The 11706-nt window shown below is 74.6% G+C and carries 14 protein-coding genes; 7 read left to right on the forward strand and 7 right to left on the reverse strand.

The genetic code is table 11. The features are described 5' to 3' along the window. Window positions 1-49 precede the first annotated feature (49 nt). The 3 genes from fbaA to ACFQ80_RS21690 all read right to left on the reverse strand — a co-directional run bounded on the left by fbaA (window position 50) and on the right by ACFQ80_RS21690 (window position 2726). Window positions 50-1069, reverse strand: coding sequence for a class II fructose-bisphosphate aldolase (fbaA, locus tag ACFQ80_RS21680; RefSeq protein WP_429766120.1), 1020 nt, complete (start codon window positions 1067-1069; stop codon window positions 50-52). Between the two features lie 110 nt (window positions 1070-1179). After that, entirely contained in the window at window positions 1180-1887 is a 708-nt protein-coding gene (locus tag ACFQ80_RS21685) for a TrmH family RNA methyltransferase (protein WP_430565097.1), read from the reverse strand. After that, a complete protein-coding gene (locus ACFQ80_RS21690; protein ID WP_430565098.1) occupies window positions 1884-2726 on the reverse strand; it encodes an SDR family oxidoreductase in 843 nt (280 codons plus the stop codon). Before ACFQ80_RS21690 ends, ACFQ80_RS21685 begins: the two co-directional genes overlap by 4 nt. A 103-nt stretch (window positions 2727-2829) precedes the next feature. Here ACFQ80_RS21690 and ACFQ80_RS21695 point away from each other — a divergent pair, with 103 nt between their 5' ends. Further along, the gene (locus ACFQ80_RS21695) at window positions 2830-3570 is read left to right on the forward strand and encodes an HAD-IIA family hydrolase (protein ID WP_429735840.1); all 741 of its coding nucleotides are present in this window, start codon (window positions 2830-2832) and stop codon (window positions 3568-3570) included. A 23-nt stretch (window positions 3571-3593) separates the two neighbouring features. Beyond that, a complete protein-coding gene (locus ACFQ80_RS21700) occupies window positions 3594-3809 on the forward strand; it encodes a hypothetical protein (RefSeq protein WP_430565099.1) in 216 nt (71 codons plus the stop codon). Between the two features lie 10 nt (window positions 3810-3819). Here ACFQ80_RS21700 and ACFQ80_RS21705 read toward each other — a convergent pair whose 3' ends face one another. The 4 genes from ACFQ80_RS21705 to ACFQ80_RS21720 are packed head-to-tail and all read right to left on the reverse strand — an operon-like array spanning window position 3820 to window position 7325. Beyond that, window positions 3820-4617, reverse strand: a complete 798-nt coding sequence (locus ACFQ80_RS21705; RefSeq protein WP_430565100.1) for a hypothetical protein — start codon at window positions 4615-4617, stop codon at window positions 3820-3822. Next, window positions 4614-5198, reverse strand: a complete 585-nt coding sequence (gene pyrE / locus ACFQ80_RS21710; RefSeq protein WP_430551701.1) for an orotate phosphoribosyltransferase — start codon at window positions 5196-5198, stop codon at window positions 4614-4616. The genes ACFQ80_RS21705 and pyrE overlap by 4 nt, the downstream gene beginning before the upstream one ends. Further along, window positions 5195-6496: a SpoIIE family protein phosphatase gene (locus tag ACFQ80_RS21715; RefSeq protein WP_430565101.1), complete on the reverse strand. Its 1302-nt coding sequence runs from the start codon at window positions 6494-6496 to the stop codon at window positions 5195-5197. Before ACFQ80_RS21715 ends, pyrE begins: the two co-directional genes overlap by 4 nt. Window positions 6497-6551: 55 nt before the next feature. Continuing rightward, window positions 6552-7325, reverse strand: coding sequence for an SDR family NAD(P)-dependent oxidoreductase (locus ACFQ80_RS21720; RefSeq protein WP_430565102.1), 774 nt, complete (start codon window positions 7323-7325; stop codon window positions 6552-6554). 68 nt (window positions 7326-7393) lie between these two features. Here ACFQ80_RS21720 and ACFQ80_RS21725 point away from each other — a divergent pair, with 68 nt between their 5' ends. The 5 genes from ACFQ80_RS21725 (at window position 7394) to ACFQ80_RS21745 (ending at window position 11669) form a co-directional block, all read left to right on the forward strand. Then, on the forward strand, window positions 7394-7915 hold the full coding sequence (locus ACFQ80_RS21725) for a VOC family protein (protein WP_430565103.1): 522 nt from the start codon (window positions 7394-7396) through the stop codon (window positions 7913-7915). A 22-nt stretch (window positions 7916-7937) separates the two neighbouring features. Further along, a complete protein-coding gene (locus tag ACFQ80_RS21730; RefSeq protein WP_430565104.1) occupies window positions 7938-8723 on the forward strand; it encodes a MerR family transcriptional regulator in 786 nt (261 codons plus the stop codon). Window positions 8724-8763: 40 nt separating this feature from the next. Further along, a complete protein-coding gene (locus ACFQ80_RS21735) occupies window positions 8764-9654 on the forward strand; it encodes an exodeoxyribonuclease III (RefSeq protein WP_430565105.1) in 891 nt (296 codons plus the stop codon). A gap of 17 nt (window positions 9655-9671) precedes the next feature. Then, a complete protein-coding gene (locus ACFQ80_RS21740; RefSeq protein WP_430565106.1) occupies window positions 9672-10376 on the forward strand; it encodes a septum formation family protein in 705 nt (234 codons plus the stop codon). A gap of 426 nt (window positions 10377-10802) precedes the next feature. Beyond that, window positions 10803-11669, forward strand: coding sequence for a C40 family peptidase (locus tag ACFQ80_RS21745; protein WP_430551694.1), 867 nt, complete (start codon window positions 10803-10805; stop codon window positions 11667-11669). Window positions 11670-11706: the final 37 nt, after the last annotated feature.

Here is an 11706-nt window from a genome sequence, read left to right on the forward strand (position 1 = left end):
GCACCAGGTGCGGGCCGCCCTTCGAACTACCTCGGCGTGAGGTGGCAGGTCACATCTTGTGGCCGGCGGAGCGCAGCTGCTGCGCGGCCTCGACGATGCGGGCGGCCATGCCGGCCTCGGCCTGCTTGCCCCAGGCGCGCGGGTCGTAGGCCTTCTTGTTGCCGACCTCGCCGTCCACCTTGAGGACGCCGTCGTAGTTGCGGAAGAAGTGGTCCGCGACGGGACGCGAGAACGCGTACTGCGTGTCGGTGTCGATGTTCATCTTGATGACACCGTTGTCGACCGCCTCGGAGATCTCCTCGGCCGTGGAGCCCGAACCGCCGTGGAACACGAGGTCGAACGGGTTCTCCTTGCCGATCTCCGAGCCGACGGCCTTCTGGATGTCCGCGAGGATCGACGGGCGCAGCTTCACGGCGCCCGGCTTGTACACGCCGTGCACGTTGCCGAAGGTGAGGGCCGTGAGGTAGCGACCCTTCTCGCCGGCGCCGAGGGCGCGCACGGTGGCGAGGCCGTCCTCGGCCGTCGTGTAGAGCTTCTCGTTGATCTCGGCCTCGTGGCCGTCCTCCTCGCCGCCCACGACGCCGACCTCGATCTCGAGGATGGTGCGCGCGGCCTGCGAGAGCTCGAGCAGCTCGGCGGCGATGACGAGGTTCTCGTCCAGGGGGATGTCCGAGCCGTCGAACATGTGCGACTGGAAGGTCGGGTTCTTGCCGGCCTTCACCTGCTCCGCCTCGAGGGCGAGCAGCGGACGCACCCAGGAGTCGAGGTTCTTCTTGACGCAGTGGTCGGTGTGGATCGCGATGTTCACCGAGTAGTTCTTCGCGACCTCGGTGGCGTAGGCCGCGAGGGCCAGCGAGCCGACGACGCGGTCCTTCACGGTGGAGCCAGACGCGTACTCGGCGCCGCCCACGGAGACCTGGATGATGCCGTCCGACTCGGCCTCGGCGAAGCCCTGGAGAGCGGCGGTCACGGTCTGCGACGAGGTGATGTTGACGGCGGGGTAGGCGAACTTGCCGGCCTTCGCCCGGTCGATCATCTCGGCGTAGACCTCGGGGGTTGCGATAGGCATCTGCGGTACTCCAATGACGGGGCGTACGAGGATGCAGCGGGATGCTTCGTCGCGACGGGCGCCGTGCGACCCGCATGCAACCGGATTTTCTCACGTCCGGGTCATGAGAGTCACATGCCGTCGGCTCCGTGAGACGGAGGGAGCCACCGCGACGCCCAGGCGTGCATCGCGATCGCGCCCGCGGCGCCCGCGTTGAGGGACCTCGTGGAGCCGTGCTGGGTGATGTGCAGGACGTCGGCGCACACCGCCTGCGCCTCCGGCGTCAGGCCGGTGGACTCCTGGCCGAACAGCAGCACGCAGCGGGCGGGCAGGTCGGAGGCCTCCAGCGGCACCGACCCGGGCACGTTGTCGATGCCGATCACGGGCAGGCCGGCCCCGCCGTCCTCCGACGCCGCCCAGGCGGCGAGCGCCGCCGCGTCCGGGTGGTGGTGGGTGTGCAGGTAGCGGTCGGTGACCATCGCGCCGCGCCGGTTCCACCGCCGTCGGCCGACGACGTGCACCCCGGCCGCGTTGAACGCGTTGGCCGTGCGCACCAGGGAGCCGATGTTGAGGTCGTGCGCCCAGTTCTCGATGGCGACGTGCAGCTCCCGGCCGTCGGGGCGGCGGGCGTCGAGGTCGGCGAGGACGGCCTCGACGGTCCAGTACCGGTAGCGGTCGACGACGTTGCGGCGGTCGCCGTGCTCCAGCAGCTCGGGGTCGTAGCGAGGATCCGGCGCACCGTCCGCGCGGCGGGGCCACGCGGACGGGCCGCCCGGCCACGGGCCGACGCCGACCTCGCGCTCGATCTCGCGCTCGGGCTCGCGCCCGGTCCCGGTCACCGCCCGGCCAGCCACTGGTCGTAGGTGGTCGTGCCCGCCGCGGCGTCCGGCACGAGGTTGCGCCCGGCGCGCAGGAAGTCCCCGAGCGGCCCGGGCAGCGGCACCCCCGCCGGCAGCCGGCGGGAGCCGCGGGCCCGCCGCCACGCGTCCGCCATCGCCCGCGCGTCGAGCACCTGCGGCCCGCCGACGGTGGCGGTCGGCGCGCCCGAGGGGCCCGTGGCGGGCCCGACCCCGAGCGGGTCCTCGCCCTCGGCCGCGTCCACGAGCGCGCGGGCGACGTCGCGCAGGTCGATCGTCTGGAAGCGGCAGCCTCGCGGGTACGGCAGCAGCCCGAGCCGCGACCAGGCGCCGAGGCGGCTGCCGCGGCCGAAGAAGAGGTCGAGGAACCCGTGGAACTGGGTGGCCCGCACGACCGTCACCGGCGCGGGCCCGGCCGCGTACACGCGCTCCTGCTCGGCGTGCGCGCGGTAGTAGGGGTACTCGCTCTGGTCCACCGCCGCGATCGACAGCACGACCGCACGGCCCACGCCCGCGCGGCCGGCCGCCTCCGCGACCCGCCGCGCACCGGTCGTGAACACGGCCTGCGCGCCGGGCGTCATGCCGTTGCTGGTGTCCACCACGGCGTCGGCGCCGTCGAACGCGGCGGTCAGCGCCGCGATCACGGCCGCGTCGTCGTCCGCGAGCAGGTCCACCGCGTGGTGCGCCGCCCCGCCGAGCTCCGCGACGTCCTCCGGGCGCCGCCGCGACACCACGCGCACGTCGTGCCCCCGCGCCCCGGCCTCGCGCACGACGGCCCGGCCCGCCTGACCGGTCCCGCCCACCACCACGATCGTCGTCATGCGCCCATCCTGGCCGACGCACGCGGACGCCCACGCACACGCGCGGCCCGCGCACTAGGGTTGGCGCGTGAGCGAACGACGGATCGAGTGCTGGCTGACCGACATGGACGGTGTCCTCGTGCACGAGGGGCAGGCCATCCCCGGGGCGCCGGAGTTCATCCGCGCGCTGCGCGACGCGGAGCGGCCGTTCCTCGTGCTCACGAACAACTCGATCTTCACGCCGCGCGACCTGCGCGCCCGCCTCGCGACGTCGGGCATCGACGTGCCGGAGGAGGCGATCTGGACGTCCGCGCTGGCCACCGGGCAGTTCCTCACCGACCAGATCCCCAACGGCTCGGCGTACGTGATCGGCGAGGCCGGCCTCACCACCGCCCTCTACGAGGCGGGGTACACGCTCACCGAGTCGAACCCGGACTACGTGGTGCTCGGCGAGACCCGCACCTACTCGTTCACGGCCATCACCAAGGCGATCCGCCTCGTTCGCGACGGCGCCCGCTTCATCGCCACCAACCCGGACACCACCGGGCCGTCGGCCGAGGGCCCGCTGCCCGCCACGGGCGCGGTCGCCGCGATGATCCAGGCCGCCACCGGCCGCTCGCCGTACTACGTGGGCAAGCCGAACCCGATGATGTTCCGCTCCGCCCTCAACCGCATCGACGCCCACTCCGAGGTGACGGCGATGATCGGCGACCGCATGGACACCGACGTCGTCGCCGGTATCGAGGCGGGGCTCGAGACCTTCCTGGTCATGACCGGCTCCACCTCGGCGGCCGAGGTCGACACGTACCCGTTCCGGCCGTCGCACGTCGTGGACTCCATCGCGGACCTCATCGGCCGGGTATGACGCGCCGGGCACGGTTCCTCGTGGTGACGACGCTCGTCGTGGGTGTCGTCCTACTCCTCGTCGGAATCCGTATCGAGCTGCCCCGGGCCGGGTCCGGGTGGTTCGCCTATGCCCCGCTGTCCGGGACCGTGTTCGTCCCTGGCAACGGGCTCTACTGGTTCGGCCCGGCGCTCGTCGGCGCAGGTGCGCTGCTCGTCGGCCTGGGCGGCGGCTTCCTGCTCGGCCGCCGACGCGACTAGACGTCGGCCGTCAGCGCGGCACGAACGCCGCGGCCCGCGCGACGAGGCGGGCGACGTCGTCGACGACGTCCAGGTCCTGGTGGCCCTTGCGCCACCACAGCAGGGTGTCGCCGTCGAGCCGCAGCCGGCCGCCGTGCAGCGCGTCCACGCCCTGGCGGGCGAGGTCCGCGCCGCCGCCGTCGCCGAGCCACGCGCGGGCGGTGCGCTCGCTCTCGGAGCTCACGCGGAACGCGCGGTCGAAGTCCGGCACGCCGACCTCGACGTCGGCCCGCAGCGCGTCGGCGAGGCCCGCGGCGGAGACCTCCACCGTGCCGTGCGCGCGGTCGAGACGCGTGACGACCAGGTGGTACGGGTCGGTCAGCGTCGCCGGGCCGGACTCCCGGGCGCCGGTCTCGGTGATCGTGCCGGCGGAGCGGCGCTGCACGCCCAGCTCGAGGGTCCACAGGTCTCGACCGTCCACCCGGCTGCGCAGCACCTCGCCGATCGTGTGCCCGACGTCGCTCGCGAGCGGCTCGCGCTTCGGGAACGACCGCACGTCGCGTGGCACGTCGGGCTGCCCGGCGCCGCCGTACGCCGTCCACCGCCCGGCCGCGACGAGCCGGTCGACGTCCTCGCCCCGCCGCACGACGAAGCGGCGCTGGGCGCGCAGGTAACCCAGCCCGCCGACGACGGCGGCCACGGGCACGAGGACGTAAGCGACCCACAGGTCGAACACCCCGAGCGCCGCGAGCACGACCGCCGCGACCACGACCACCATCGGCGCGACCAGGAGCGCCGGGCTCGGCCGTCGCGCGGCAGGTCCGCTCACGCGAGGCCCAGGTCGGCCAGGTCGTAGAGGTAGTGGTAGGGCACGCCGAGGGCCTCGATCTTCTCGCCGGCGCCGGTGGCGCGGTCGACGATCGTGGCGCAGCCGAGCACCTCGGCCCCCGCGGCGCGCAGCGCCTCGATCGCCGTGATGGGCGACCCGCCGGTCGTCGTCGTGTCCTCGAGGACCACGACCTTGCGGCCCGCGACCTCGGGACCCTCGATCTGCCGCTGCATGCCGTGCGCCTTCGCCGCCTTGCGGACGACGAACGCGTCGAGGTCCTGCCCGCGCGACGCCGCGGCGTGCAGCAGGGCGTCCGCGATCGGGTCGGCGCCGAGCGTCAGGCCGCCGACGGCGTCCACCTCCGCCGTGCCGAGGCCGACCTCCTCGAGGTGGTCGAGCAGCACGTGGCCCACCAGCGGGGCGGCGCGGTGGTGCAGCGTGATGCGGCGCAGGTCGACGTAGTAGTCGGCCTCCTTGCCGGAGGACAGCGTCACCTTGCCGTGCACGACGGCGAGCTCGGTGATGAGGTCGCGCAGCTGCTCGCGGGGCGTGGGGCCGAAGGCGGTATCCGAGGAGGTCACCCGGTCATCGTACCGACGGCCTCGGGCCCGACCGCGGGGGCGCCGTCCACCTGGAGCGCGACCACCGCCACGTCGTCGGCACCCCGGATCGGCGTGCTCCGCGCCAGCACGCAGTCGGCCAGCCGCTCGAGCCGCGCGTCCACCACCTGTTCCACGTCCTCACGCAGGTGCTCCAGGGAGTCCACCAGCGGCTCGCCCCGCCGCTCGACGAGGCCGTCCGTGAACAGCAGCAGCGACGCGCCGGGTGCCAGCACGAGGGTCGACTCCGGCCGCGCCTCGGGCAGCCGCAGCCCGAACAGCCGGCCAGGACGCTCGCCGTGGAGCTCGGCGCCGAGGTCGGCACGCCGCACCAGCGGCGGCAGGGACCCGGCGCGGGCCCAGGTGACGCGCCGCGACCCGTCGGGCGCGGGCGGCTCGACGACGGCGACCGTGATCGCCGCGAACGCCTCGATGCGCAGCACGGCGGCGGCGCGCTCGGCCCGGTCGAGGATCGCGGCAGGGCCCGCGTCGTCCTCGACCGCGACGGTGCGCAGCACGCCCTTGAGGTGCGACATCGTGGCCGCCGCGTCGACGTCGTGCCCCGCCACGTCGCCCACGACGAGCACCGCCCGACCCGACTCCCGGAGCACGACGTCGTACCAGTCGCCGCCCACCCGCGTGATCCGGTTGGCCGGCTGGTACCGGACGTCCACGGCGAGGCCGGGGACCTCCGGCGGCGGGATGAGCACCGAGGACTGCAGGGTGACTGCCGCGTCGCGCTCGGCGGCGGCGTTCGCCCGCATGCGCGCCACCGTGCTGTGCCACGACAAGCGCTCCGGTGTGGCGTAGCCGTCGGTGCCCTCGACGTCGGCCGCGTCGACCTCCTCCACCCGGACCACGACGGCACGGACGGCGGCGTCGCCCGCACGCGTGACCGGCAGCGCGAGGAGCATCCAGTACCGCGGTCCCGTCTCGCCCGTGCGTGGGTCGGGCAGGTCCCACCGGGTCGGCTCGACGACCTCGGGCATGCCCGTGCGCAGGCACCGGGCGATGGCGTCCATGGCATGGGGCACGGGCGGAGGGCCGCCCGGCACCTGCGCCAGGGCGTCGGCCAGCGTGCGCCCGACCAGCGCGTCCACCGGCATGCCGAGCAGCTCGGTGTACGAGCGGTTGGCGTCGAGCACGACGAGGTCGGGGTCCAGCACGATCTTCGGCACGGCCAGCGCGTCGAAGAGGTCGCGGTAGTCCAGCGCGTCGCCGCCGGGGAGGGCGCTCCGACCGTCCCCGGTGTCCGTCGCAGGTGCTTGCCCCCCGATCACATCTCCATCGTGGGGCAGGCGGCCGGATCTCGCCCAGCCTCGGTGCAGGCCGTGGTCAGCGGTACTTGCCGACGGCACGGACCGCGGCGCGCGGGGCCAGGCGCAGCAGGGCCGCGGCCGCCTTGTAGCGGACCGACGGCGTCGAGAGGACGACGCCGCGCCGCACGTCCGCGAGCGCCTCGGAGACGACGGTCGGGGCGTCGAGCCAGCCGGCGTCCGGGATCGTGGACATGTCCACGCCCGCCCGGTCGTGGAACTCGGTACGCACGAACCCGGGGCTCACCACCGTGGCGGTGACGCCGGTGCCCTTGAGCTCGACGGCCAGGCCCTCCGTGAACGACCGGACGTACGCCTTCGCCGCGGCGTAGGTGCCGCCGGCGGTCAGCGCGGCGATCGAGCCCACGTTGAGGATGGCGCCGCGCCCGCGGCCCGTCATCTGCCCGGCGGCCGCGTGCGAGAGCACGAGCACCGCCCGGACCATGACGTCCAGGGCGGAGAGCTCGACGGCGAGGTCGCCGCGCACGAAGGACTGCGCCGTCGCGAACCCGGCGTTGTTGACGAGCAGGCCCACCGGGCGCCGGTCGTCGCCCTCCTCGTCGCCGGTGACGGCGAGCCGCGCCGCGACCCGCTCCAGGTCCTGCTTGACGGACAGGTCCGCCGGCAGCACCTCCACCCGCACGCCCGCCGCCGCGCGCACCTGCGCGGCGACCTGCTCCAGGCGGTCGGCGTCACGCGCGACGACGACCATGTCGTGTCGCGCCGTGGCGAGCTGCCAGACGAACTCCAGACCGAGGCCGGCGGTGGCGCCGGTGACGAGCGCGGTACCCATGGGGGCAGCCTAGAGGGCGGACGCGGCGGGGTTGACCCTCACGCGACGTGAGGGCCCACGCTGGCCGCATGACCGACACCACCTTCCCCGCGTTCTTCCCCGCGTTCAGCATCGGCCCCGTGCCGCGTCCCGGCCCCGGCGTGCAGCCGCCGGAACAGTTCCGCGGCATCTACGGCATGCCGATGTTCGTCAACGTCCCGACCGCCGACCTCGAGGCCTCCACCGACTTCTGGGTGCGCGGCCTCGGCTTCTTCGAGCTCTTCGCCGCCCCCGGCACGGTGGTGCACCTGCGCCGGTGGGCGTTCCAGGACGTGCTGCTCGTGCCCGCGACGCCCGCCGCCGAGGCCGGCCCCCTGAGCGTGAGCTTCTCGTGCGTGCAGGGCGAGATCGACGAGATCGCGGCCGCGTGCGAGCGCGTCGCGCCCGGGTCGGCGAGCGGCCCTCGGCTGCAGCCGTGGGGCACCCTCGACCTGGAGGTCGTGACCCCCGAGCGGACGCGCGTCGTCATGACCGCCACCCGCCCGTGGGACCCGGCGGGCCCGGAGGCGCAGACCGTGCGCGACGAGCTGGGTTTCGGCGCCGAGGGCTGACGCGGCGGGCAGACTGGTCGCCATGACGACCCGCCTCACCGTCGGCGCCGCGGCGCGGGCCGCGGGCGTCACGGTCCGGACGCTGCACCACTGGGACGCCGTCGGCCTGGTCCGCCCGTCGGCGCGCACGGCCGCGGGATACCGGTTGTACACGGCGTCGGACCTCACGCGCGCGCACCGCGTCGTCCTGTACCGCGAGCTCGGCGTGCCGCTCGACGAGATCGGCGCGCTGCTCGACTCCCCGCAGGGCGCGGACGCGTCCCTGCGCCGCCAGCGCGACCTCGTGCGAGAGCGGCTGTGCCGGCTGGAGCGTGCGGCCGACGCCCTCGGCCGGCTGGTCGAGGCGCGCGAGCGCGGCGTCCTGCTGTCCCCCGAGGAGCAGGTCGCCCTGTTCGGCGCCGACTGGCAGCCGTCGTGGGCGGCCGGGGCCCGCGCACGCTGGGGCGACACCGACCAGTGGGCCCAGTTCGCGGAGCGGTCGGCCGAGCGCACCCCCGAGGAGTGGCGGGAGGTCGCCGCCGAGGCCGACGCCGTCCTCGACGACCTCGCGGACGCGTTCGGCCGCGGCGTCGCGCCCGGCAGTGCCGAGGCCGACGCCCTGGCCGAGCGCCATCGTGCGTCGCTCGGCGCCTACTTCGACGTCACACCCTCGATGCACGTCGTCATCGGGCGCATGTACGCCGCCGACCCCGACTTCACCGCCCAGCACGACCGACGCCGCCCCGGCCTGACGGCGTGGCTGCGCGCGGTCATCGACGCCGGTGCCCGCACGCACGGCGTCGACCCCGACACCGCGACGTGGGAATGAGCTCCCGAGGGCGTCGGCGACCGCCGGTAGCCTGGCGCCCGTGCGCCTCGCGACCTGGAACGTCAACTCCGTCCGTGCCCGCGTCGACCGGGTGATCGCCTTCCTGGAGCGCTCGGGCACGGACGTGCTCGCCATCCAGGAGACCAAGTGCCGCGACGAGCAGTTCCCCCACGCGGCGTTCGAGGCCGCCGGCTACCAGGTGGCGCACACCGGGCACTCGGCGTGGAACGGCGTCGCCATCGCGTCCCGGGTCGGGATCACCGACGTCGAGACGTCCTTCCCGGGCCAGCCGGGGTTCGCCAAGCCCGCCGCGGCCGCCGACGCCGCACCGGCCGGCGCACCCGACGAGGCCCCGGACCCGACGCCCGACGAGGCACCGGCCACCCTGCTCGACGTGCCGCCGCCGATCGAGGCGCGCGCCCTCGGCGCCACCTGCGGCGGCGTGCGCGTCTGGTCCCTGTACGTGCCGCACGGCCGCGCGATCGGCGACCCGCACTACGCGTACAAGCTGGCGTGGCTGGGCGCGCTGCGCGACGCCGCGTCCGGCTGGCTCGCCGCCGATCCCCGCATCCCGGTCGCGCTGGTCGGCGACTGGAACGTCATCCCGCTCGACACGGACGTCTACGACCCGGCCGCGTTCGAGGGCCACACCCACGTGACCCCCGCCGAGCGGGAGGCCTTCACGGCGTTCGCGACCGCCGGCTACACCGAGGTGACGCGCGAGCACCTGCCCGCCGAGCACACCTACACGTACTGGGACTACCAGCAGCTCGCGTTCCCCCGGAACAAGGGTCTGCGCATCGACTTCGCCTACGTCTCCCCCGCAGTGCGCGAGCGCGTCACCGGCGTCGCCATCGACCGTGACGAGCGCAAGGGCAAGGGCGCCAGCGACCACGTCCCGGTGATCCTCGACCTCGCCGACCCGGCCTGACGCGCACGGAGCACGTCGTGACCCAGGACCCGAACCCGCACGACCGCGCGCAGGACCCTGCACCCGACCCGGCACCCGACGCCGCGCCGACCCCCGCTGAGCCGGTCTTCGCCGCGCCGACGCCGGCGGGCGTGCTGCCCGCGGACGGCCTCACCGGCCTGGGCCTGCCGGGCACGGGCGACGACGGCGCGCCCCCGCCCCGCGACGGCGCACGGCCCCGGGCCGAAGGCGGCGCCTCGGCCCGGGCGCGCCGCGGCGTGCGTCGCGCGGCCGTGGCGGTGGTGGCGCTCGCCGTCGTCGGCGGCGCCGTCGCGATCGGGGTCATGACGGCACGCGACCGGGCGACCGCGCCCGTGCCGGCCGCGGTGACCGGGGCGCGCGAGGTGAACGCGGCGCAGCTCGTGCTCGGGTCCTGCCTGCGGCACCTGCCGCCCGGCGACGTCGGCCGGGTGACCGTCGTGCCGTGCGCGGGCGAGCACGAGGCGCAGGTGGTGGGGCGCACGGACTCCGCGGCCGGTGCCGTGTGGCCCGGTCACGACGCGCTGGTGCGCAAGGCGTCCGCCGACTGCGGCCCCGGGCTGCTGGGCGCCGCGGGCCGCGACGCGGAGGGGCTGACCTTCGTCGTCCTCACCCCGTCGGAGGCCGGCTGGGCGGCCGGCGACCGCACGGGACTGTGCGTCGCCGTGTCGGAGACTCCCGGGACGGTCGACCTGCTGGCCTGAGGACGATCGACGTCTCCGATATCCCCCCAGGGGTGGATTCTTACAGTGATCTTGGTCACATCCGGTATCACGCGACCACGTCCGGTTCGCTCCGGGTTGACCGGACTCGTCCAGCACGGATGCCCACCGCCCCCCGCGCCAGCGACACGCGGGGCCTGTTATCGGAACGTGACCTCGAAGGGTCCGCGGGGTTAGCGTCCCTCGACCGCACCTGCCACGGGTGCCGGCCGACCGGGACGCAGCCGAGTGCTGCCGGCGTCCCGGTGACCACGAACCTCACGGCAGCAGCGGGAGACCCACTTCCGGCCGGCCGCCCGGGCACACCGCCCGGACGCTCCCGGCCTTGGGGTTCAGCCACCTCTGGTGGCGGGCCAACGATCTCGGCCTCACCCGACAGCTCATCTCGCAGGCTGGAGGTCACGCCCCATGTCCACGTCCCCTGCCTCCGCGCGCCCCGGCACCGCCGCCGCGGCCGCTCGCCGGCCCCGCCGGGCGATCATCGCCCTCGCCGTCGCCGGCGCCCTCACGGGTGGCGGCCTCGTCGCCGTCGCCCCCCACGCGTCCGCCGCCACCGGCGCCACCTCCGCGAACGTCGGTTCCGCGAACCTCGGCTCGGTGGCCGTGCAGGCCGCCAAGGGTTACAAGTCGACCGTCACGCTCAAGGTCGCCCGGAAGAAGACCGTCGTCAAGCACATGAGCGCCTCGAAGCGCCCGACCTACACCGTGACCGCCACCCGGTCCGGCAAGGCCGTGGCCGGGAAGGCCAAGCTCCTCGTCAACGGGAAGTCGGTCTCCACCCGCACGCTGCACAAGGGCAAGGCGACCTTCAACCCGAACTGGTCGATGCACAAGGTCGGCAAGAACAAGATGCAGATCTTCGTCCTGCCGAGCAGCTCGAAGCTCCGCAAGGTCGGCACGTCCGCCGTCACCGCGACCGCGAAGCGCGCCGGTTCGCCCGTCGTCGCGATCGCGAAGACGAAGGTCGGCGCCCGCTACGTCTCCGGCGCCACCGGTCCGAGCTCGTTCGACTGCTCCGGCTTCACCTCCTACGTGTACAAGAAGGCGATCGGCAAGAAGCTGCCGCGCACGTCGTCCGCGCAGAAGCACGTCGGCAAGAAGGTCTCGCGCAAGAACGCCAAGCCCGGCGACCTGATCTGGTCGCCCGGCCACGTGGCCATCTACATCGGCAACGGCAAGCAGATCGACGCCGGCAACCCGCGCGTCGGCGTCGTCAAGCGCAGCATCTGGCAGTCGAACCCGACGTTCATCCGGGTCAGCAGCAAGGCGGTCTGAACTCCCGAAGCACCCGTCGAGCCCCCGGCCTCCGTCA

It is taken from the genome of Isoptericola sp. NPDC056578 (assembly GCF_042793275.1).
GTDB lineage: Bacteria > Actinomycetota > Actinomycetes > Actinomycetales > Cellulomonadaceae > Isoptericola.